This window comes from Pedobacter sp. CAN_A7 (genome assembly GCF_015752175.1).
In the GTDB taxonomy this organism is placed as follows: domain Bacteria; phylum Bacteroidota; class Bacteroidia; order Sphingobacteriales; family Sphingobacteriaceae; genus Pedobacter.
In genome coordinates, this window is record NZ_JADOUW010000002.1 from 1,029,251 (window position 1) to 1,053,298 (window position 24,048).

18 protein-coding genes are annotated in these 24,048 nt (G+C 42.5%); 12 read left to right on the forward strand and 6 right to left on the reverse strand.

Annotated elements, in window-relative coordinates; translation table 11 throughout:
* Positions 1-72 precede the first annotated feature (72 nt).
* The 4 genes from IWX76_RS10570 to IWX76_RS10585 all read right to left on the reverse strand — a co-directional run bounded on the left by IWX76_RS10570 (position 73) and on the right by IWX76_RS10585 (position 7,309).
* On the reverse strand, positions 73-1,623 hold the full coding sequence (locus IWX76_RS10570) for a SusD/RagB family nutrient-binding outer membrane lipoprotein (protein WP_196859851.1): 1,551 nt from the start codon (positions 1,621-1,623) through the stop codon (positions 73-75).
* A gap of 10 nt (positions 1,624-1,633) precedes the next feature.
* The gene (locus IWX76_RS10575) at positions 1,634-4,780 is read right to left on the reverse strand and encodes a SusC/RagA family TonB-linked outer membrane protein (RefSeq protein ID WP_196859852.1); all 3,147 of its coding nucleotides are present in this window, start codon (positions 4,778-4,780) and stop codon (positions 1,634-1,636) included.
* A 119-nt stretch (positions 4,781-4,899) separates the two neighbouring features.
* The gene (locus IWX76_RS10580) at positions 4,900-6,426 is read right to left on the reverse strand and encodes a gluconokinase (RefSeq protein ID WP_196859853.1); all 1,527 of its coding nucleotides are present in this window, start codon (positions 6,424-6,426) and stop codon (positions 4,900-4,902) included.
* A gap of 1 nt (position 6,427) precedes the next feature.
* Complete coding sequence (locus tag IWX76_RS10585; RefSeq protein WP_196859854.1) at positions 6,428-7,309, reverse strand: helix-turn-helix domain-containing protein; 882 nt, start codon at positions 7,307-7,309, stop codon at positions 6,428-6,430.
* A gap of 151 nt (positions 7,310-7,460) precedes the next feature.
* Here IWX76_RS10585 and IWX76_RS10590 point away from each other — a divergent pair, with 151 nt between their 5' ends.
* The 7 genes from IWX76_RS10590 to IWX76_RS10620 all read left to right on the forward strand — a co-directional run bounded on the left by IWX76_RS10590 (position 7,461) and on the right by IWX76_RS10620 (position 16,465).
* A complete protein-coding gene (locus IWX76_RS10590; RefSeq protein WP_196859855.1) occupies positions 7,461-8,303 on the forward strand; it encodes a fumarylacetoacetate hydrolase family protein in 843 nt (280 codons plus the stop codon).
* A gap of 3 nt (positions 8,304-8,306) precedes the next feature.
* Positions 8,307-9,896, forward strand: coding sequence for an aldehyde dehydrogenase (NADP(+)) (locus tag IWX76_RS10595; RefSeq protein WP_196859856.1), 1,590 nt, complete (start codon positions 8,307-8,309; stop codon positions 9,894-9,896).
* A gap of 11 nt (positions 9,897-9,907) precedes the next feature.
* On the forward strand, positions 9,908-11,626 hold the full coding sequence (locus tag IWX76_RS10600) for an IlvD/Edd family dehydratase (RefSeq protein ID WP_334641695.1): 1,719 nt from the start codon (positions 9,908-9,910) through the stop codon (positions 11,624-11,626).
* Positions 11,627-11,641: 15 nt separating this feature from the next.
* Positions 11,642-12,964, forward strand: a complete 1,323-nt coding sequence (locus IWX76_RS10605) for a gluconate:H+ symporter (protein ID WP_196859857.1) — start codon at positions 11,642-11,644, stop codon at positions 12,962-12,964.
* Between the two features lie 141 nt (positions 12,965-13,105).
* Positions 13,106-13,960, forward strand: a complete 855-nt coding sequence (locus tag IWX76_RS10610; protein WP_334641697.1) for an RraA family protein — start codon at positions 13,106-13,108, stop codon at positions 13,958-13,960.
* Positions 13,961-14,063: 103 nt separating this feature from the next.
* A complete protein-coding gene (locus IWX76_RS10615) occupies positions 14,064-15,281 on the forward strand; it encodes a mandelate racemase/muconate lactonizing enzyme family protein (RefSeq protein WP_334641698.1) in 1,218 nt (405 codons plus the stop codon).
* Between the two features lie 62 nt (positions 15,282-15,343).
* Positions 15,344-16,465, forward strand: a complete 1,122-nt coding sequence (locus IWX76_RS10620) for a bile acid:sodium symporter family protein (protein ID WP_196859859.1) — start codon at positions 15,344-15,346, stop codon at positions 16,463-16,465.
* Positions 16,466-16,534: 69 nt separating this feature from the next.
* Here the strand turns inward: IWX76_RS10620 and IWX76_RS10625 are convergent, their stop codons facing one another.
* Positions 16,535-17,359 (reverse strand): energy transducer TonB, encoded by an 825-nt coding sequence (locus tag IWX76_RS10625; protein WP_196859860.1) that lies wholly within the window; start codon positions 17,357-17,359, stop codon positions 16,535-16,537.
* Positions 17,360-17,680: 321 nt separating this feature from the next.
* Here IWX76_RS10625 and IWX76_RS10630 point away from each other — a divergent pair, with 321 nt between their 5' ends.
* A complete protein-coding gene (locus IWX76_RS10630; protein ID WP_196859861.1) occupies positions 17,681-18,955 on the forward strand; it encodes a YdcF family protein in 1,275 nt (424 codons plus the stop codon).
* 16 nt (positions 18,956-18,971) lie between these two features.
* On the opposite strand, the gene IWX76_RS10635 is transcribed toward IWX76_RS10630, so the two are convergent.
* Complete coding sequence (locus IWX76_RS10635) at positions 18,972-19,520, reverse strand: TetR/AcrR family transcriptional regulator (RefSeq protein ID WP_196859862.1); 549 nt, start codon at positions 19,518-19,520, stop codon at positions 18,972-18,974.
* Positions 19,521-19,637: 117 nt separating this feature from the next.
* Here IWX76_RS10635 and IWX76_RS10640 point away from each other — a divergent pair, with 117 nt between their 5' ends.
* From IWX76_RS10640 to IWX76_RS10655, 4 genes are read left to right on the forward strand one after another with little or no spacing between them, the layout of a single operon-like run.
* Positions 19,638-20,168, forward strand: coding sequence for a gluconate 2-dehydrogenase subunit 3 family protein (locus IWX76_RS10640; protein ID WP_196859863.1), 531 nt, complete (start codon positions 19,638-19,640; stop codon positions 20,166-20,168).
* Positions 20,169-20,177: 9 nt separating this feature from the next.
* Positions 20,178-21,893: a GMC oxidoreductase gene (locus IWX76_RS10645; RefSeq protein ID WP_196859864.1), complete on the forward strand. Its 1,716-nt coding sequence runs from the start codon at positions 20,178-20,180 to the stop codon at positions 21,891-21,893.
* Positions 21,894-21,911: 18 nt separating this feature from the next.
* A complete protein-coding gene (locus tag IWX76_RS10650) occupies positions 21,912-22,481 on the forward strand; it encodes a GNAT family N-acetyltransferase (protein ID WP_196859865.1) in 570 nt (189 codons plus the stop codon).
* Between the two features lies 1 nt (position 22,482).
* Positions 22,483-23,889, forward strand: a complete 1,407-nt coding sequence (locus IWX76_RS10655) for an alpha-L-fucosidase (RefSeq protein ID WP_196859866.1) — start codon at positions 22,483-22,485, stop codon at positions 23,887-23,889.
* Positions 23,890-24,048: the final 159 nt, after the last annotated feature.

Genomic DNA, 24,048 nt, shown 5'->3' on the forward strand with positions numbered 1-24,048 from the left:
AAACAAAAGCCATCATAGACGGCCTTTGTTTGCAAACGACAGACATAATAAAACTATTGTGGGGGTAGCAAATTACTGCTTATCCCAAAATATTCGGGTGAGGGGGTTATCTGAACCAAAACTGGCAACTGCCGCCTGATAGCTTTCACTATTTCTAGCAGATTCTTCGTTCGGATAAGAAAAACGTCTGGCAAATCCGCCTTGTAAGTTGTTATTATAATTGTTTGGTGTCAATGTGGGATATCCGCTTCTACGGAAGTTGGCAAAAGACTCTGCCCCGTTTCCAAAGGAGGCAATCCAGTATTGGGTGTTAATACGGTCAAGTGCATTAGCATTGGTATAAACAACCTCTGGATGCGATAAGTAGCTATCTTGTGCATTAACCGGAATAGCTGGACTAGGCACAGTTGGATATAGGGAATACTCCTCCATGGAAGCTTTAACACCTGCTTTATAATAATCCATTGCAGAAGAAGCGCCAGCAGGAAGCCAGCCACGGAAAGTTGCTTCGGCCAGGAGTAGCTTTGTTTGCGCATTAGTTACGAAGAATATAGGTGCTGTGGCGCTACCAACAACCCTTAAGTTCACCTGCGAATAGTTTTGACCTGTACCACTGGTTCCTCTGTACCCGGGGGCATTGCGTACACTTGTCTGGTCATAACCTATAGGGAAACCAAACTGATTTGCCATGGTTGTATCCGGAGTTTGAGCTAAAGCCTGATTAGGGTCTGCATACTTCCCAGCAATGTACTTTAATCGTGGATCAGACGAAGCTTTTAGTCTGTTAACAAACGGTTCTGCCAGGTAAAAATAATATAAGTTTCCGGTTCTAATTACATTATTAAGCGGGTTATTGTAGGTGGCATTATAGAGAATGTAGGCATTGTCGGCATTTGTGGCCATTACGCCGCCATTAAAAGCCTCCTGCACAATGGATGCTGCTTTGCTGGGATCTAATTTAGAATACCGCATGCCTAAGCGTAGGAGTAGTGAATTGCCGAGTTTCTTCCACTTTTCTACCTGAACAGCCGTAGAGCCGGAAGTACCAAAGAAAAGTTCTTCCCTAACCTGGTCTTTATCGGGTGATAGGGCAGCGGTTGCCGATTTTATTTCGTTATAAAGATCTTCATAAATCACTTCATCTTTATCGTATTTGGGATAGTAAAGACCGCTTATATATGCTTTGCCTGCTTCGCTGTAAGGTACATCGCCGTAAGTATCTACTAAAGTCATGTATATGTATGCTCTCCATATTCTAATTTCGTTGTACAGATTACTGCGTGTCGGGTCGTCTTTTACCAGCTCTATAGCCTGTTCAATAAACTTAACCGGACCGGGGTAATTATCGTTCCAACGGGGTACATTAAAAATGTTGTTATCCTCGTTAAAATTAAATCCGGCTGTAGCACCAAGATTATACGCGTTTACAAACTGCTGAACTACTGTTTGTTCAGCTTCATAAAAGCCGCCGCTGGTCAGTCGTTGAGCATTAGCAAATAATAACGCAGGGTTAATTTCCGTCAATGCGTAATCATTGGTGTTTACTTCTTCAAAGTCTTTGTCGCAGCTTTGCAGACAAAACACAATTAGGAATGAAAATATATAATATTTTAATCTGTTCATGATGCCAATCTTAGAATTTTACATTTAGGTTAAGTCCGTAATTACGGGTGGTCGGTAGGGTAGTTTGTTCATAGCCAATCCTATTGTCGCCTGAGGATGCGAAGGCTTCCGGATCAAGGTCGTCTATGTATTTTTTGATAAAGAGCACGTTTCGGCATGAAGCCGATAAAGTGAGCCCCTTTACAAATTTCCATTTAGTTCCGATCATATCAGAAAAGTCGTATGCCAGGGTGATATTTCTTAATTTAACGAAATCAGCTTTATAAATGAAAGGATCTGCGATTTGAAGGGTACGGTAATCTGTATAAAATGTTTGCGGATCTACGGCAACCGTGTTCGGACTGCCATCTTGCAATACCCCTGGAAAGATTACACCGCCTTCACGACCTACCAAAGAACTTTTTGTATGCCCTTGTCTTAATCCATTAAGCTGTGTAGAAGAGAGTATTTTGCCTCCGAATTTAAAATCTATGTGTACTAATAAAGAAAGTTTTTTGTAATGAAAGGAGTTGTTCCATCCACCGGTGTAATTCGGTGTGCCGCTTCCAAACAGCACATCGGTGTTATTGGCTAAAAGGCGGCCATTGGCGCCGACAACAATATCGCCGTTGTCATTTCTTAAATACGTTCTTGCCGCAAGTTGATTTAATGGCTTACCCACTTCGTAAACCAGAGAGCCGATAAACTCATTTCCACCAAATTGAGAAACAATCTGCCGGTTTACGCCCGGTGCAAGTGATAGTACTTCAGAGTCGTTAAATGCGGTGTTGAAAGATGTATTCCACCTGAAGTTTGGAGTAACCACCGGGAGCAGGTCAACCAACAATTCTATACCCCGGTTTTGTAGCGACCCAAGATTTAGCGGCGTTCCGGTATAACCGGAAGCATTAGATACCGGTACGATAATAATTTGGTCACTTGTTTTTTTATCATAGAAGGCAATATCAAAATTAACTCTGCTACCAAATGTTTTTAATTCCAGGCCAATTTCTTTTTCAGTTACACCAAAAGGCTTGATCAGGGGATTAGGACTATTGACGTTTCGTATGGTTCCCAGACTAATTCCGTTATAGGGGTTTGCTTCTACTCCATATGCAAGTCGATTGGAAAATGCAGTGATTCCGTTGGCACTACCTACATCGGCATATGTGGCTCTTAATTTACCAAAGTTGAGCCAGGAAGAGCCCTTTAACAATTCAGAGAATATGAAACTACCACTCACAGAAGGGTATAAGTATGAATTATTGGCTGGATCAAGTACAGAAAACCAGTCTTGTCTAGCCGTTACGTTTAAATATAACAGGTTCTTATAACCTATATCTGCAAAGGCATATAAGGAGTTTACCTGTTCACGGTAGATACCGAAATTCTGGTCTTTGGTAATACCGTTTTCAATGGAGTAAAGGTTTATGGCAGTAAAGTCCGTTACACTTTGGGTTACGTTTTTATTAGTGATGGTAAATCTGTTTCCACCAATACTGGCATCGAAGCTGAAGTTTCCAAATTCACGGTTAACACCGAGCAAAAAATCCATATTCATCTGTTTTTCGGTGCTGGAATTCACCGAATAGTTGCCATTATATCCTGCCCCTGTGCCGTTAAATGGAGTAGAGCTACCCATGCCCGTTGGAGTGTTTTGTTCAAGAAACGGGGTAGCATAATCCATATTAACCCTTCCCTGTAAGTATAGCCATTTGAAAAAGTCATACCTTACCGTAGTCGTACCTAGGAACCTGTCGCGGTTACTCCGAATGAATTGCCTTGGCATTAAAAAATAAGGGTTTATTAAGGTGGTTTGAAATCCCGATGTCTGCCGCTCTGTAATGCCATTGTCAGCTAGCGCTTTCTCTTTAAGTACATCCAGTGATATGGAGTTTGCCATCCGGTAAAGGAAGTTTGGTGCACCAGAACCCTGCACACCTACCTGAGGAGGGTTTTCATTTTGCTCGTTGGTATAGTTAATGTTTACTTGAACAGATAGTTTTTCCGTAACATTTTGATTAACGCCGAGGTTAAAGATTTTTTTATGGTAGTCATTATTAGGGGAAATGCCTTTTACATCCTGATTGGAGAATGATGTTCTAAAGCTTCCAGTTGCATTACCACCGGATAATGCAACAGAATTGATGGCGGATGTACCGGTTCTGTAAAAATTTGTTATCCGGTTTTTTTGGGGCGAATATGGTCTGCTTATTCCATCAAATTGTACAGTAGGCACCCCATCATATTTTTCTCCCCAGCCAAATTGCCCGGTACTAATTGCCGCTCCCTGTGTTGCAGGACGAACACCGGCCTGCCCCTGGCCATACTCATATTGGAAATCGGTAAAATCAAGTACTTCATCTGTGGAAAAATTAGAAGTGACTTCTACCCCAAACTTGGAATTCTTTTTTCCTGTTTTCGTGGTAATGATGATAGCGCCATTAGCTGCCCGCGAGCCGTAAAGAGCTGCTGCTGTAGCACCTTTCAATACCGTCATTGTCTCCACATCATCAGGATTGATTTGTTGGAGATTATCGCCTAAATCGAGTGCGTTGTTACCATCTGCCCCCCGAGCGCCCTGGTCCATAGGCAGGCCGTTAATTACAATTAATGGAGAATTGTTAGCACCCGAAAAAGCTGCCTGGCCCCTCAAGCGGATCCTGTTACTTCCTCCTGCACCGGACGAGGGCGGAGCGATCTCCAGACCAGCGATTTTGCCTTCCAGAGAAGTCATCACATTCGTGGTGCGGTTTTGCTGGATTTCTTGTAATTTAACCGTTTCTGCAGAATAGCCCAGCTTCCTGGAGTCTTTTTTGATACCTAAGGCGGTGACTACAACTTCACTTAAATTCTGTGAATCTTCGGTCAGCACTACATTAATTACGGTTCTTTTGTTAACCGCCACTTCCTGTTGCTTAAAGCCAATCATGTTAAAAGAAAGTGTTGCATCGGGAGCGGCCTGTATAACATACTGCCCCGAGCCATTGGTGCTGGTCACGAGATTAGCACTTCTTATGGAAACAGAAACACCAACAAGCGGTTCGCCATTTTGATCTGATACTTTGCCGGTAACTGTTTGCCCTTGAGAAACATACGACACCAGTAATAAAGATAATAGAGACAATAGATGTCTACCCCGCAAGTTGCGGTAAATGCATAAAAGTTTTGCTGCCATAATTAGGAAGAATGGTTAATGATTTGGTTTATAGTTTGGTTATCTAGTAAAAGTATAGCCTAATCAATCTACATACTTCCAAATCTTTTCAGCGGTGAATGTTATACAAAAGCTTGGGGTTATGATGTGTTTTTTTCTTGAAGAAGGGAGATGGCTTCAAATTCATCGGCTAATTTGACACTTAGCCGTTCAAATATTTTGAAATATTCGTTGTAAGTTTTGTGATTTTGTTTGTTGGGCTTATAATCAACAGGCAAAGTAACCGATCTGGCAGCTTCATCTATATTTTTATAAATTCCCATATTAATAGCACTAAGTAAGAATGCACCCTTACCTACACTATTACGTTCACTTATAATACCGACTGGTTTATTAAATACATCTGAAATCATCTGTGCGCAAAATGGAATGGTTGCAAAGCTTCCGTTAAGGGAGAGGGATTTAATGGTGCGATGTGCTGCCATGGACTGCCCTATGTTGTATATTCCATAGATTATTCCTTCTATAGTGGCTCTGACCAGATGTTTGCGTTCATGGCGGATATTGAGTCCAAAATATACTCCCCTGGCGTTAGCATCCCAGATTGGAGCACGCTCGCCAAGTAAATACGGCAAAAAAAGTGCACCATTGGATCCTACAGTTACTTCCGAGGCTTCTTCTATCAGGCCTTCTGCTGAAAGATCACTGTTGAAGCCTGTTTTTGAATCGCCGAACTGCGTATTAAACCAATCGAAGATTAATCCGCCATTGTTTGTAGGACCGCCTGATATAAAGTGCTGCTTGGTGAGCACATAATTAAATAATCGTTGTTTCTCATCTTGAATGGGCTTATCGCTGACTACCCGGAAGGCTCCGCTGTCTTCTATGGTTATGGTAGCTTTGTTTCCGTCCCAAATACCTGCACCTAGTGTAGCCATACACCCATCACTCGAGCCTACAATGATTTGTGTACTACTGTCGAGCTTTAGTGAAGTAAGATACTCTTTCCGCAGTTTAAGGTCTGAGAAAAACACCTCACACAGCTCGGGCAACTTATCGCTGTTAATTCCCGCATAATCGAGTGATTTCTGTTCCCATTGAAGGTTGTGAATATTAAAAAGTCCAGTTGCTGAAGCAATACTTTGGTCCATTACGTATTGTCCTGTTAGTTGCTGAATGATATAACTCTTGATGGAAAGGAATTTCCATGTTTTATTGAACCTTTCTGGTAAATTGTTTTTGATCCAGGCAATTTTTACTAAGGGCGACATGGGGTGTATTGGTGTACCTGTTAAATTATAGATTTCTGTGCCTAAGGCAGAATTTTTAAGTTCCGTAGCTTCTTTCTTTCCCCTGTTATCTGCCCAGGTTATTGCATTTCCAAGCGGAACCCCATTTTTATCCACTGCCAGTAAGCTATGCATGGATGCAGAAAAGCAGATACTGTCTACCCGGTACTTTTGCGGATGAATCTTTTCTATTAAGAGGTTTTTCAGCACAAAAAGCATGGTGATGAACATTTGTTCTGGGTCCTGTTCGCTATAGTCCTGCTCTTCATGAAAAGTAGGATAGTGCCCTTTAGCTGAGCCGATCAGTGTACCATCGATCTTAAATGCAAAAATCCTCACCGCATTGGTGCCCATTTCTATAGTGATAATGCAATTCATATTATTCGGATAAATTCTTTTTACGGAATTGACTTGGTGTATAACCTGTTAATTTTTTAAATGTAGTTGCAAAGTGTTGTGATGAATAAAATCCGGTGCTCAAGGCTATTTCGGTAATATTCGCATTGCATTTTTTTAACTGTTTGATGGCTTCTGAAATCCTAATGTTGATGAGGTAATTAAGAGGTGAAAATCCGGAATAGTTTTTAACTTTTTCGGTAAAAGTAGTAGTTCCCATATCAGCGATCGTGGCCATTTCTTCTACGGTCCATTGATGAGCCAAATCCTGACGCAGGGTTTGATCGAGCTTCAAAAATATTTGGGGGAAGTCTCGGTTGGACGTACGTTGATTAATGATGTTACGGGTGAACTGAATGAATAGATCTGCTAACATCGAGTTTATTCGCGTATAGTGACCTATTTCCCGGTTTACCAATTCAACGTACATGGAGTTGAAAAAAGTGCCGGCATCTTTAAGCTTTATAATGGAGCGACAATCTTTCACATTGAGAATACGCCAGATGGTTTGAATATCTGGGTGCGTTAATCCACTCCAGGGACTCATGGTTGGCTTGTTAGCCTGGTTAGAAACCTTAATCTTTAACCAGCATAATGTTCCAACATTTAGAATGCGTTCCTGCCCAGTAAGTTTCTGTTTCGGAAGTACCAGCAGTACATCCCCTGGATAAAGCGTATGATTCTGATCTTGAACTTGCCACTCAAATTTTCCTTCTATAATATAATAAACGCGGACCAGATCTGGAGCCTCCTGATAAAACTCATCTAATTGCAACGTGTTGATCCGCTTAAGCGCAAACTCAATCATGTGGGGAAAGCGCTCGAGTTCCCTTGACGTACTTTGCTGTAGTAGGAATTGGTTCATTTGGTCTTTGGTCGTTGCTCAGGATGGAATGTCTGAACACAAGTTTACATAATAACTTTAGATGTTTTGTATAAAAATCAACGGTGAATATTAATGGAATCGGTAGCTATTTAAATTAACAAACTTGCATTTATCTAACCAAAACCTAACTATGCACATATACCGCACTCCAGAATCCATTGTTATTAATTTTTCAGGTAAGGCTTATTTTTTTCCTGATCGTGATTGGGACAGCTTTATTAACCGTCAATTTTTATATTCCTGTTTGCTCGAAGAAATAGATAATTGTGCAGCAGATCAGCAGATGGAACGAGAGGTTCTTCCGGAAGCTAGATTGGTACCATTGAACAGCCAGGAGGTATGGGCTTCGGGTGTAACTTACCTGCGTAGTCGCGAAGCCAGGATAGAAGAAGCAAAGGATGCTAAAGGCGGAGATTTTTATTCAAGGGTATATGATGCAGATCGTCCGGAATTGTTTTTCAAATCTGCGCCTTACCGGGTAATTGGAGATGGCGGTGCAGTCCGCATCCGTAAAGATTCAGCCTGGAACGTTCCAGAGCCGGAATTAACATTATTTATATGTTCTGAAGGTTCTATTGAGGGATACTCTATAGGTAATGACATGTCATCACGTGATATTGAAGGTGAAAATCCATTATATCTTCCTCAAGCAAAGTCGTATGATGGTGCAGCAGCGATAGGGCCTTGTTTGTATGTTCCTGAAAATCCCATTGATCCAGACACTAAAATAAGCCTTTCCATAAAAAGGGATCATGTTGAGCTTTTTTCGGATGCTATATTATTAAGCAAAATGAAAAGGACGTTAAAAGAACTTTCAACCTATCTATTTCTTGAAATGTCTTTTCCCCATGGCGTGTATTTAATGACAGGTACCGGAATCGTTCCGTCAGACAATTTTACGCTAGCTATCGGTGACACCATTAGTATTACTATTGATGGAATCGGCACACTAACTAACACAGTTACACAATAATATATGGATATTAGCAATATACTGGGTAAGCAATTGATCGGTTATCAGGAGTTGGCAGATGGAACGGAATATTTTCATTCTGTCGACCCTGCAACGGGTAATGAATCTCCTATTCGTTTTTATAAGGCTACTTCAACAGAGGTAAACATGGCGGCGACATTAGCAGAAAGCGCATTTACTAGCTATCGTAAGAAGTCTGGCGGTGATAAATCAACCTTTTTACTGAAGATCGCAGATGAACTAGCCGAGAATAAAGCACTGCTCGTCAGTGTATGTGGAGCGGAGACTGCCTTGCCACAGGCTCGATTGGAAGGGGAAGTGGGACGTACCATCAACCAATTCAAACTTTTTGCAGAACTTATTGCAGAGGGGTCATGGATAGATGCCCGTATTGACACTGCTATTCCCGACAGGTCCCCTGTTCCAAAACCAGATCTTCGATCGATGCTGATTGCCCTTGGGCCGGTTGCAGTCTTTGGTGCAAGTAATTTTCCGTTTGCCTTTTCTGTAGCAGGGGGAGATACCGTTTCGGCGCTTGCTTCAGGTTGTCCGGTAATTTTTAAAGCACATCCGGCTCATCCGAAAACCAGCGAACTTGTAGGTAAAGCAATTTTGAACGCAGCAGCAGCTTGCGGACTTCCAGCAGGTGTGTTTTCCATGATCCATGGCGACGGGCCTTCGATAGGTACTGCACTTGTTACCCATCCTGCAATCAAAGCGGTTGGTTTCACAGGCTCTTATAAAGCTGGGAAATCGATAATGGATGCTGCTTTCAGAAGGCCTCACCCCATACCAGTTTATGCTGAAATGGGGAGCTCAAACCCCGTATTTGTATTACCCCGGGCATTAAAACAACATCACAGTGCCATTGCTTCTGGTTACATTCAATCCCTTACAATGGGTGCGGGACAATTTTGCACCAATCCAGGACTTCTGATTTATCAGGACGATGGTGCGCAGGATAACGAGGTGTTTCTTGGCACATTAAAAGAAGGAATCAGTCAGGCAACCACGCACGCGCTGCTTACAGAATCAATAGAAACAGCTTATTCGAGAGGTGTTAGTGAACGGTCATCGAATCCGGCTTTAGCTATACTTGCCAGTAATCTGGCGTCGGAAAAACATCCAATACCCACGCTGTTTTCAGCAGATCATACCGTATTCAGTAAGGATCCCTCACTTGAAGAGGAATTATTCGGCCCGTCAGGAATTGTAGTGGCGATACCCTCCAAAAATGAGCTTCTTCAGTTTGCTCAAAAACTTTCCGGGCACCTTACTGCTACTGTTCATGCAACGGAGGAAGATTTAGTGGAGTATAAAGAACTTTTTGATGTTTTGGAACAGAAAGTCGGAAGGGTTTTAATTAACGGTTTTCCCACAGGAGTAGAGGTGAGCCATGCGATGGTTCACGGCGGTCCATATCCTGCGACAAGCGACTCCCGATCAACATCGGTTGGCACGGCGGCTATTTTTAGGTTTACACGGCCTGTTTGTTTTCAATCTTATGCAGCTTCCCTGCTTCCAGAAGAATTAAAGAATGAAAATCCACTTGGCATCTGGAGAATAGTGAACGGAATTCGTACTAACAAATAATTAACCTACAAATGATGAGTACTTACAGAAGCTCTGAATGGTTCGGCAAAAAAGGTAAAATGGGTTTTCTTTACCGAAGCTGGATGAAAAATCAGGGGATACCGGATGATATGTTTGACGGAAGGCCAGTGATTGGAATATGCAACACTTGGTCTGAGCTTACTCCTTGCAACGCTCACCTTCGCGATATTGCTGAGGCAGTAAAAAAGGGGGTGCTTGAAGCTGGAGGTTTTCCAGTGGAATTCCCTGTGATGTCCTTAGGTGAAACATTACTTAAGCCTACGGCCATGCTTTTTCGCAATCTGGCAAGTATGGATACAGAGGAATCTATTCGCGGTAATCCAATGGATGGGGTAGTGCTATTAACGGGTTGCGATAAAACGACGCCCTCCACCATGATGGGCGCGGCAAGTGTCGATTTGCCAACGATCGTGGTTCCTGGAGGGCCTATGCTAAATGGACATTACAAGGGTGAACAGATCGGATCAGGTACAGCTGTTTGGAAGTTAACTGATGATTTAAAACTGGGAAAAATTACGGAGGAAGACTATCTGGCTGCAGAGAGCTGCATGTCAAGGAGTGCCGGTCACTGCATGACAATGGGGACGGCATCAACGATGGCTTGTATGGTAGAGTCGCTTGGTATGTGCCTGCCCGGTGGAGCGGCCATTCCTGCCGTAGATTCGCGAAGAAAAGTTTTGGCCCGTATGTCGGGCAGGCGGATTGTTGAAATGGTGAAAGAAGATTTGCGGATGTCGAAGATTCTAACACGTGAAGCCTTCGAAAATGCCATCAAAGTAAATGCGGCAATTGGTGGTTCATCGAATTTTATTATTCACCTGACTGCCATTGCCGGCCGAATTGGTGTAGCGCTTCCACTGGAAGACTTCGATAGTCTTGGAAGTAATATCCCATTACTTCTTAACCTGATGCCTTCGGGAAAATACCTGATGGAAGATTTTTACTATGCAGGCGGTATCCCCGTGATCATGAATGAGTTGGGCGATAAGATGGCGCTGGATACGATCACGGTAAACGGAAAGTCGCATAGAGAAAACATCGTTGGAAATTGCCTTTGCCACAATCGTGAAGTCATCAGTACCTATGAGATACCGCTAATCGCTCAAGCTGGCATTGTGGTGTTAAAGGGGAACCTGGCACTGAACGGTGCTGTGATGAAACCATCAGCTGCAACCCCTTCACTTATGCAGCATACAGGCAGGGCAGTGGTTTTTGAAAATATTGAAGATTATCATTTGCGTGTGGATGACCCGGATTTAGATGTTGATGAAACTTGTGTCATGGTCCTCAAGCATGTAGGACCTGTGGGTTATCCAGGAATGCCCGAGGTTGGAAATATGGTTCTTCCAAAAAAACTCCTTGAAAAGGGAATAACCGATATGGTGAGAATTTCGGATGGCAGAATGAGCGGGACAGCTTATGGGACTGTAATACTGCACGTATCTCCGGAATCGGCCATTGGTGGGAACCTGGCTTTAGTGCAAAACGGAGACATGATTACACTCGATACCAAAAACCGCGGAATCAATGTCAATGTTTCCGACGAAGAATTAGCCATAAGGCGAAAGAACTGGCTTAGGCCGCCTTATGTGACGGATCGGGGATATGTGGGGATGTATGTAAGACATGTTCAGCAAGCTGACAAAGGAGCAGATCTGGACTTTCTTATCGGAAAATCGGGAGATGAGGTGCTGCGTGATTCACATTAACCTATATCTCGGCACATGAACATGACTATTCTTATTTCCTGTATTGTACTCCTCGTACTGCTCATTGCAAAATGGAAGTGGAATCCATTTCTGGCTTTCTTACTAATATCCATCCTTTGCGGATTCCTTTTAGGAATGTCGGCAACAGCGCTTGTCGCTTCTATAAATAAAGGCGTCGGCGATACTTTTGGCTCAATCCTGGTTATTATTGTGCTTGGCGCTATGTTAGGGCGTTTGATTGGTGATAGTGGTGCCGCAAATCGTATCGCTAGTACTATTCGTACACTATTTGGTGAAAAGTACATTACTTGGGCAATGGCATTTACTGGTTTTGTTGTGGGTATTCCCTTATATTACAATGTAGGCTTTGTATTGCTGGTACCCATTATTTTTTCTGTTGCGCATCACTATAAATTATCAAAGGTATATATCGGTCTTCCCATGCTTACCGCGCTCTCCGTGATGCATGGTTTTTTACCGCCTCATCCTGCTGCAATGGTTCTTGCCATACAATTTCAAGCAGACCTTGTAAAAACTTTTGTGTACGGTATTATTATTGCCATTCCTGCCATAGTTATCGCAGGGCCGCTATTTGCCACTGCCTTTAAAAACAGGCAGGATAATGAGGCTTCAGTAATTATCGTTTCTTCTTCAGCGGAAGAACCCATGCCAAGTGCGTTCAATAGCATTTTATGCTCCCTATCTCCGGTTCTAATTATTGCTTTTGCATCGCTATTAAGTTTAGTAAGTAAAGGAAATACTGCGCTGCAGTACACGGCTGACTTTCTATGTCAGCCATCAATTGCTATGCTTTTGTCACTGATAGTGTGTAGTGTGAGCCTGGGGTTATCTACAGGAAAAAGTATAAGGAGCTTAATGAATAGCTATGCTGAATCTGTAAAGGATATTTCCATGATCCTGCTCGTTATCGGCAGTGCCGGAATGTTGAAGCAGATTGTGGTTGATAGCAGCCTGAGTTCAGAAATAAGCAACTGGATGTTGAATTGCGCTGTACCTCCGTTGGTTCTTGCATGGTTGATTACGGCCGGTTTGAGGCTAAGTCTAGGCTCTGCTACCATTGCAGGATTAACAGCTGCGGGTGTGATTTTTCCGCTGGTAGAAAAAACAGGCATTCCGCCAGAACTCTTTGTGTTAACCGTTGGTGCAGGTAGCTTATTCGGTTCCCATATAAATGATACTGCATTCTGGATGTTTAAAGAATATTTCAACCTGACACTGCGGGAAACCTTTTTATCATGGACGGTAATGGAAAGTATGGTATCTGTTATTGGTTTGATAGGGGTAGTAGTTCTTCAAAATCTTATCATGGGGGGCTGACGTCAGCATATAAGCTAGCTTAATAAATACAATCAAAAACTAAACACTATGAATAAAATGAAATTTACCGTTTTTCTGGTACTAGCTGCGCTAGTGACCATGCCATTCAGGAGTTATTCGCAACAAATCTCAAAGGAGGAAATGCTTTTCCTTACGCCGCTTTGGAAAGGTGAGCGTTTTGCAGACGGACGTCCTAAGATAGGGGATAACCTATTAAAACGATTAAAACTTGTTACCCATGAAGAGGCCTGGGCTGTGATGAAGAATAAAGGTTACGCTTATCAATATGCGGAAGGTTGGGAAACCATTAATAGAGATAGTGTACTTGTAGGCAGAGCAGTTACCGCCACCTTTATGCCTGGTCGTCCGGATATCTGGAAAGCAATTGATGACCGCGGAAAGAAGGAAGGCAAGCGCGGTCAGAATAGCTGGCCGGTTGACCTGCTTGTTAAAGGTGATGTTTATGTGGCAGACCAATTCGGAGCACATGTTGACGGCCCTACCATTGGAGATAATGTCGCCAATGCAATTTATGCGAAGACGGGGAATGGAATTGTATACGATGGAGCAGTGCGTGATATCTCAGGGCTGAAAGAATTGGGAGGCTTTACCTCTTTCTTCACAAGCTATCACCCCTCTTACCATAATCCCGATCCTAAAGCACTAAATACCATGTTGATCGGGATTAACCGCCCAACAAGGATCCGTAACGCAACGGTTATGGCAGGAGATGCCGTTTTGGGCCGTGAAGGTACGGTAGCCTTCATACCGGCGCATTTAGTTGAAGAAGTTATTAAAACATCGGAAGTAGTGCGCTTGCGTGACCTCTTTGGGCATGAGCGGCTCAGGGAAGGGAAATATAGTGCCGGGCAAATTGATGCGCGTTGGTCAGAAGATATTGAGCGTGATTTTTCCCAATGGCTCAATACACATATAGATAAACTCCCGGTTCCAAAAGAACAGATCCAGGAACTACTTAAATCCAGGACTTGGTAATTGTATAACACTACATTTTTATAATTTAAACCTATCACATATGTCATTAAAACAGAACCGGCGTTCCTTCTTATCTAAAACTGCTTTGGCCGGGGCGGGATTATTGAGTGCTCCGGCGCTAAGCTGGGGCCAGGGATTGATCGACGCAAACGAGCGGACATCTAAGGCTTCCGCACCATCGGATCTTAAAATTACAGAGGTAACATGTGCCTATTCCGGCGGTAGTCTTTTCGTGAAAATAAGTTCAAACCAAGGGATAATTGGTTATGGTGAAGGAGTAGATGCTGTGGGCGGAACTTACCATCTTGTAAAACGGCTTGGTATGCAGATTGCTAACCAGAGTCCTCTTAACCCAAATCGTCTGATTGAGCAGTTAAGAAAAGGTGCTTTCTTCGGTGGGGCTCAATCCGGAATTTATATTGCCGTACTGTCGGCCATTGAAACAGCACTGTGGGATTTGACAGGAAAGGCACTTGGCTTACCTATTTACCAGCTTATGGGTGGCAAGTTTCGTGATAAATGTAGAGTTTATTGTGATACCGCTTTATACACCCGTAACCTGCCTACTCCAGAAGATTACGCTAAGGCGGCTGCGGGTTCGGTTGCAAAAGGATACACCGCAATTAAATTTGATATAGATGCTGGAAATGATCCAAATAAGTATGATCGCTTCAACTGGACCGCAAGTCCGGCTGAGCTTGAGCGAATGTATAATGCCATAGCTGCTGCAAGAAAAGCAGTCGGAAACAAAATTGACATTTGCGTGGATATGCACGGTCGATACGATGCAACTACAGGACACAGAATGGCCAAGTTGTTGGAACCTCTTAATTTAATGTGGCTCGAAGAACCTGTTCCGGCGGATAATGTAGATGCCTACAAATATATCACACATGAAACCAGCACACCAATTTGTGCGGGAGAGAACGTATACCTCGCTTATGGCTTCACACGACTTTTGTCAGATGGCGCTGTGGACATCATCATGCCTGATCTCCAAAAGGCAGGAGGTCTGAGTGAAGGTCAGCGAATAGCCAACCTTTCAAATCTTTACTATGTGCCTTTTTCTCCACATATGGTCGCATCACTACTTGGTGCTATGGCAACAGCCCATTGCTGTGTTTCCGTTCCTAATTTTCAGATTATGGAATGGCAGACCTATTTTGACGTCGACCCGAAATGGAAAGAAATTGTTATTTATGATAAACCCTGGATAGAAAAAGGATTTCTTACCGTATCTGACAAGCCAGGAATAGGGGTGGATATCAATGAAGAAGGCCTTAAAAAATATGCTACTCCCGGCATTCCTTATTTCGAATAGTTATTTACGTAACCCATGCAAAAGCCGGATTGTTTCCTCGGCTTTTGCTCTAAACCTAATCAATGAAAAATATATCACTATATAAATCAATGCTTGCCTTGGCTATAATTCTGCTGCTTATCGCAATTGGTTTTGTACTCTCAGGCGAGACGGCACGTTCAGGTTTATTTCTCATACCATCATTTGTCGCCTTGTCGGTCGGGTTCAGAGGGTACAACTCATTAAAAGGGTTCTCTTATACCATCTTGATTTTTGCGGCAGCAGTAACCGCGCTGTTTTATCCGCATCTTTTCGTTGAGTGGAATGGATTTAAATTTGCTTCGCTTATCATTCCGCTTATTCAACTTATTATGTTTGGCATGGGAACCTCCATGAGTTTCCACGATTTTGTAGGTGTTGTAAAAGCTCCAAAAGGAGTCTTTTTAGGGGTAATCAGCCATTTTATCATCATGCCACTACTTGGCTTCACTTTAGCCAGCGCAGGAATGCGTTTTTTTGACTTCAGCCCTGAAATAGCAGCAGGAATCATCCTGATTGGTTGCTCGCCAAACGGAATGGCATCAAACGTAATATCCTATCTGGCAAAAGCCAATTTAGCATTATCCATTACCATTACGGCTATTTCGACTATGCTTGCACCACTGGTAACACCTCTTTTGATGAAGCTTTTAGCAGGCCAGTTTGTAGAGATCAATGTACTGCATATGATGTTGGATATTTTAAAAATGGTCATCATACCCATCGGTGCAGGATTGCTATTTAATACACTTTTTAGTGGGAAAATGAAATGGTTTGATAACGCTATGCCATTTCTGTCCATGTTTGGAATTATTGGGATAATTGTAATTATCACTGCCGCCGGACGGGATAGTTTAATGAATGTAGGCTTACTGCTTGTTTTACTTGTGCTGGTACATAACCTTTGCGGTTACTTGTTAGGTTACTGGTCAGGCAGATTGTTTAACATGAGTGAGCGAGATTGCCGTACCATTGCAATTGAAGTTGGTATGCAAAATGGTGGATTAGCTTCGGGATTGGCAAAGGGCATGGGGAAAATTGCAACTGTAGGTTTGGCACCGGTGATCTTTTCATCATTTATGAACATTACAGGATCGTTGCTTGCTTCCTATTGGCACCGAAAGCCAGTAGACGATGGCGGCAAGGATTTATCTGGGCAAATTTAATGTGTTTAAATATGATAAGTGGCCGTGTCTATAGTTTTATAAACACGGCCACTCTATATATAGTAACCTTTATTGCGCTAAAGCAAAGCTGATTGGAATATTATATTTCACACGAACAGCATTTCCATTTTGAATGCCTGGTGTCCATCGCGGACTAGCCTTTAACACCCTGATCGCTTCTTCGTCGGTGCCGCCACCTAACTTACGGTCCACTTTAATGTCAGTCAATTCCCCGTTTTTCTCCACTACAAAAGACAAAAAGACCTTCCCTTGAATGTTGTTTTCGGCCGCCATAGGAGGATATTTTACTGATTTACGTAAGTAGGCATAAAATTTTTCCATACCACCTGGAAATGCTGGTTGGGTTTCTATGGATATCATCGTGTATACTTCATTGTCTTCTACAACCGCTGCTTGTTTCGGGCCATCGCCTGTTGGACCTGCTATGACAATGTCAGCGTTAGGATCACCGGCAATGGTTTTCTGACCTGGATCTGCAGCTTTCAAATCCGTAATTTGAGGCGGCTCCTCATCACGCACCATGTTATCCGGTTTTACAATGGGCGGTGGAAATTTTACCTGATCGGTTTTTGGTGGCGGAGGTTCCACTGGTGGAGGTGTAGGAAGATCCGGATTTACAGGTGGGGGCGAAACCACGGTCACTTCAATGGTCTGGTTGGTGATGGCCTCATCAGGTAATGCTCCACTGATGAGATTGATGATTTTTGGGGCGAGAAAAAGTGCAATAAACACCGTGCTCGCATAAACCAAGGATTTGGTGGTATCTGCTGCACTTTGTTTGCGAAGCGCATAAGCCCCATAACTTTTGTTTTTCCGATCAAAAATTACCTCTAACCACTCTTCTCTGAATAAATCAATTTTGGAACCGAACATAGCCTTAATGTTTAAGTGAATTATTTATTTTAAGTAAAGGATGTATGGTTTTTAGTTATTCCATAAGGCTAAGGAAAAAGAATAAATCATAAGTTAACCAAGTTTAAATAGTTCGCTAATTAAATGGGTGAAAAACCAGGTTTAATTATTCCTGGTCACCGCACCTCAAACGTCTTCGTTTCTGGTAGAGTAATGTTTAGGTAATAAATGGCGTAGCTAATTGTATGATGTTAAAATGTTAGGAGAAGTTAAAACCTTCTGGTAACAACAACACAACGCGGATTTAACAAATAGTTATCATTGCGGTTTTACTTTTAGGGAATGAAATCTACCTGTCTATTCCTCGTATTTCTGCTTATCACATCAATTACATTTGCACAACAAGTCAATCCAGATCCTAAATATCAAATGTTATATGCAGATAACTTTGTCTCGTCTAAAAACTACTACTTTTTAAATCTTATTAATCAGTTAAAGCCAGTAAAAGCGCTGGTAGAGAAGGATGATGTTTTAGTTAAAATAAATGCTGATAAACGCCTGAAGATAGAACAGGCCCTTAAAAATTGCGGCGAAGAATTAAGCTGCGTGGTAAAGGCCGTGCAATTTAATGATGAGGAAATTGAATTGATCGGAGCCAGGTTGGTCAGTTTATATCGCAACGACAATGAGTTGGGTAAATTGCTTAGCCAGCACCTCATTGCTTCAGGGCATTATGGTTTATTTGCCAACCTGGCGCCTAAAGAAATGTTGAGAAATAAAGAAATGTTGAGAAAAGCCTGGGAGCATGATGCAAAGGCTATAAATCATACCATCGCTGTTTATGCCGGTGGCAAAAAACCCAATTATCCAAATATCGATTCGCTAAGTTATACGGTGTCCAGTAAAAGTTATATCCAGCTGGTGCAGGCTAGTGCAAATCTATCACTGGCCCAGACAACAAGCAATTCATTGTTTTTCGCACCATCCTTGTTGTTTGCTTTGCAAAGTTTAGAACTTGATGAACGTAACCAGGTAGCTGATTTTGAACCGATGGAAAAAACCGTGAATAAGGCGGCTTATGAACATAGTAAAAAAGTAAAGTGGGATAATTATAAATATTCTGTAATTCTTGTGCCAGGTGCCGGACCGGATAAACCGGGTGTAGCGTTGAGCGGTGGGGGCATGTTAAGGTGCAGGCTGGCTGCATTGCAATACCATAAAGGGCTTGCGCCATTTATCATGGTGTCAGGAGGGGCAGTGCATCCCTATAAAACCAAGTTTAATGAAGCACAGGAAATGAAAAATTACTTGATGGAAACGTTAAATATACCTGAGCATGCTATTTTAATGGAGCCACATGCCCGTCATACCACCACCAATATGCGTAATGCTTCGAGGCTTATTTTTAGATATGGTTTTCCCATGGAAAAACCGGCCATTACCTCGACGTTGAAATCGCAGAGTTATTACATTACCGATACAGTGCCACAGCGTAGTGAGAAAGAATTGGGATACCGACCGTATAAAAATGGCCAGCGTTTAAGTGATACGGAGGCTGAGTTTTATCCGCTAGCCATATCACTTCAATTGGACTTCGACGAACCTATGGATCCATAAAGGAGCCATTTATTTCTTACTGCGGTGATTGTAACTTGTACTTTTTCTGTAGAAACTTAATCATACCCTTGCTATCCAAAGGTTCGGCACGTACCATGTTTTTCCACAAGCTATCCACAACCATTAAAAGCAGGTTAGTTTCGTGCACCGGTTCAGTATAACCCAGTTCTGCAAAGGCCGATACCAAAATCTTATGGATGGGCTGCATAAAGTTCTTCTGTGCTTCCTGTGCGGCTACATTGTTTGACATTCGGGCCTGCATTCTCCAGAATTCTGGTTGCCGGTTTACCAGCTGGATGGGAAGTTCCAGTACTTTTTGGATTAGGGCAGATGGATTACGTTCATCTAACATGCCCTTGTTTCCTAATATAACGGTGGTAAAGCCTGATTTAAGGACGGCTTTTAATAAGCCTTCTTTACTTTGAAAGTGTTTGAAAATTAAAGCTTCTGATACCTTGGCATCTCCGGCAATCATAGCCGTTGTGGTTTTAGGGTAACCATGGGTGCCAAATAACTTTGTGGCGGACTGAATAAGTATCTCTTTTCTGGTTGTTGTTTCAGCCATTATTTATTGTTCCTGCATTGCGCTAATTTTTGCTTTACCAAGCTTTGTAAATATCCTGTTTTTCTAAGACTTATAAAAGATTGTATTAACTTTAATCTACTAATAAGTTATCCCACTATGGAAAGACGCCTTGCGATTAAACAAATACTCATTATGGCTGGTGGTATGGCCTTGCTTCCTTCGTGTTTAAGGGATTCGGGGAAGTCGTCCATCCTGTTAGAAAACATTGATGTCGACCTGGATCAAGAGATGCTGCTTGCTGAAGTAGTGGAAACGATGATTCCAAAAACCACTACACCAGGTGGTAAAGAATTGAAACTGCACCTCTTTGTTTTAAAGATGCTCGATGATTGTTATGAAAAAGCAGAGCAAGATGCCTTTTTTAAGGGTTTATCTGATTTTCAGGAGCACACAGAAAAACAATTCGGCAATCCTTTCTCGAAATTAGCTACAGCTGAACGGGAAAAAGCCTTGCTTGAACTTGAAAATAAAAAAATGACTGCTGAAGATGGGCAGACTTTCTATAAGATCCTCAAACGCCGCACTATTGATGGATACCTTAATTCACAATATGTGATGACCAATCTAAGTAAATGGGAACTGGTTCCCGGTAGGTATAATGGTTATTTTCCTGTAAAAACTGCTTAATTTAAACTCATGTCAAATTTTAATATAGATGCCCAAAAGGCACAAACTTTTGATGCCATTGTCATCGGATCAGGAATTAGTGGAGGCTGGGCCGCTAAAGAGTTCACTGAAAAAGGACTTAAAACGCTTGTTCTGGAAAGAGGACGTGATGTGCAGCACCTTAAAGATTATCCCACCACCAATAAATACCCCTATGAGTTCGAACATCTAGGTGAACCCAAGCTTGCCATCCAAAAAGAAAATCCTATTGCCAGCAGGTGTTACATCTTTAAGGAAGATGCCATGCATTTTGTAGTGAAGGATAAGGAGCATCCTTATGTGCAGGAAAAGCCATTTGACTGGATCCGTGGTTACCAGGTGGGTGGAAAATCCTTGCTTTGGGCGCGACAAACACAACGCTGGAGCGACCTGGATTTTGAAGGTCCGGCCAGGGATGATTTCGCTGTGGACTGGCCCATCAGATACAAAGATATTGCGCCATGGTACAGTTATGTAGAAAAGTTTGCCGGTATATCAGGTAATAAAGATGGTTTAGCAGCACTGCCTGATGGCGAGTTTTTGCCAGGGTTTCCATTAAATGCGGTAGAGGATTATTTTAAAAAGTTTGTTGCCGGCAAGTATGAGAACAGGCATGTGATTAGTGCCCGTTGTGCCCATTTATCTAAGCCTAACCAAATACACCTGGATCAGGGTCGTGCACAGTGCCAAAACCGTACGCTTTGTCAGCGAGGATGCCCTTTTGGTGGCTATTTTAGCAGCAATGCTTCTACATTACCCTGGGCTGCAAAAACAGGAAACCTAACCCTAAGACCCAATTCAGTGGTACAGGCGGTGATTTATGATGATAAAAAGGAGAAAGTTACCGGCGTACGGGTCATGGACGCGAACACCAAAGAAGTTATTGATTACTATGCCAAAGTGGTGTTTGTCAATGCTGCGGCTTTAAACACGAACTTAATTTTATTAAACTCCGTATCTCAGCGCTTTCCTCAAGGATTGGGTAATGACCATGGACAGTTGGGTAAATATGTGGCTTTCCATAATTATAGTGCCCGTATTAGCGCCGAGTACGATGGACTTAAACAATTTACCACCGATGGAAGAAACCCTGCCGGGGGTGGTTACCTGCCGAGGTTCAGGAATTTATATAAACAAGAAACTAACTTTAAAAGGGGATATGCCGCTGGTTTTAGTGCCTACAGGTCTTCAGATAGGGATTCTTCAGGGGTAGGTGCCGGATTGAAAGAAAACCTTCTTCATCCGACAATAGGTCCCTGGAAAGTGGGTTCGCACATGATGGGCGAAACTATTCCCAAAGAAAGTAATTACGTAAGTCTGCATCCTGATCAGAAAGATGCCTGGGATATGCCTTTGTTAAATATTTCTGTGGATTATGATGAAAATGATGTGCAGATGAAAAAAGATTACCTGGAGCAACTTACAGAAATGTTTACTGAAGCAGGCTTTAAAAATATTAAAGCCAATGATGCTTCACAAGCCCCTGGGTTGGATATTCATGAAATGGGTGGCGCCAGAATGGGGCATGACCCTAAAACATCAATCCTGAACAAATGGAACCAGGTTCACGCCTGTCCGAATGTTTTTGTTACCGATGGTGCATGCATGACCTCAACTTCTACACAAAATCCTTCACTCACTTACATGGCTTTAACAGCAAGAGCTGTAGATTATGCAGTAGCAGCCATGAAAAGAAAGGAGCTTTAGTGTAAATTGCCCGCACCTATGATTAAAGCTACCTACGCCGATAAGAGTTTAGTATCCGAAATATTAACCAACGCCTTCAATAAAAACAAAAGTGTCAATTACCTGATTCGTCAAAATCATAACCGGTTACTGCGTATCCGGGAGCTCATGGACTATTCTTTTGAACAATGTATGTTGTTTGGTGAAGTTTATTTAACCGACGATAGGAAGGCCTGTGCATTGATTTTATATCCCCATCAAAAAAAGCAATCTTTTAAGTCAGCAATGCTCGACCTGAAACTGGCTCTAAATACAATCAGCCTGACGTCCATTAAAAAAGCCCTGAAAAGGGAAAAGATGATCAAAGCCATACAGCCAGCCGGCGATAAAATGTATTTGTGGTTTATTGGAGTGGACCAAAATGCACAGCATTTAGGTTTGGGTAGTCAGTTGTTAAAAGAATTGCTCAACCTGGGAAAGGAGCGAGGTTTACCTGTATTTCTGGAAACATCGACGGTACAAAATCTTCCCTGGTATAAAAAACATGGTTTTATCGTTTATGATCAGTTAGATTTGAGTTACAAGCTCCATTTTTTAAAAACATCATGATATGGGTAGGATCAGTGCTAAGGAATCAGGAAAAAAGTGGGCTGTTATGCTGTTAATGACTTTAATTTCGTCTACTATGTATGCACAATTTCAGCCGTCCTGGTCTTCACTCGATCAGCGTGAAACACCATCCTGGTGGAAAGAGGCTAAGTTTGGCGTTTTCATCCACTGGGGTTTGTATTCCGTTCCAGCTTATGCGCCCGTGCACGAAGTAGAAGGTGTTTATGAAAAGTATGCTGAACACTACGAAAACCGGCTGATTACAAAGAACAAGCTCTTTATGGACCACCATGCAAAATATTATGGTGCCGACTTTAAGTATGCAGATTTTGCGCCCCTGTTTAAAGCAGAATACTTTAACCCTGATCAATGGGCCGCGCTCATACAAGCCTCGGGCGCCAAATATGTAGTGCTTACCGCTAAACATCACGATGGATTTACCCTATGGCCGAGTAAGCATAGTCCGCGTTGGAACAGCGTAGAGATGGGGCCTCACCGCGACCTGTTGAAAGATTTGTCTGCCTCAGTGAGAAAGAAAGGCATGCACATGGGATTCTACTACTCGCTGCTGGAATGGAACCACCCCTTATACAAACCAGAAACAATTAACGAGTGGGTGGATACACACATGATACCCCAGCTGAAAGACCTGGTGAACAATTACCAGCCGGAAATCATCTTTGCCGATGGTGAATGGGATTATAACAGCAAGGATTTAAAAAGTGAAGCCTTTCTGGCCTGGCTATACAATGAATCGCCGGTAAAAGATACCGTGGTGGTTAACGACCGTTGGGGTAAGGAAACCCGGAGTTTACATGGTGATTATTATACAACGGAATACGACCTGGTACACAATGAAGAAGGAATCGGGGATAAAAATACACATCCTTGGGAAGAGAGCAGGGGCATGGGCACTTCTTATGGATATAATCAGTTTGAAACGGCTGCAGATTACTTCACTTCCAAACAATTGATCCGTTTGTTAATTGAAAAGGTGGGTAATGGTGGTAATCTGCTGCTTAATATCGGGCCAACAGCAGACGGGCAAATTCCTGTAGTGATGCAGGAGCGTCTTCTGGATATGGGAAACTGGCTCAAGGTAAACGGTGAGGCTATATATGGGAGCACAACATGGGCCGGCCGCCCACAAACCAAAGAAAATAATGAAGTCTTTTACACCTTAAAACAAGACTCCCTGTATGTGCTTTGTACCTCCTGGCCTGTTCAACCGATCACCATCCCAGGGGTAAAACAAGTCGGAAAGGTAAGTTTGCTGGGCACGCAGTTTCCCATTAAAAGCAACTGGAGAAATGGACAACTTACCATACAAGTGCCGGCAATCACGCCCGTACAATTTTCCGGCGAACATGCCTGGGTATTCAAAATTACAGGTTTTAAATCACAATAATCATCTTAACTCCTTCCTCACTTCCTAGAAATATTGTTCAGGTTTTCCCCTTAAACCTCTCCATTCCGAGAACGATTGCACAAATTTTTTCTCCTAAAACTGTTTAAGATCGTTCGGAAGTTCGTAAGCTTGTTTAACCAAATTTAAACATTATGAATT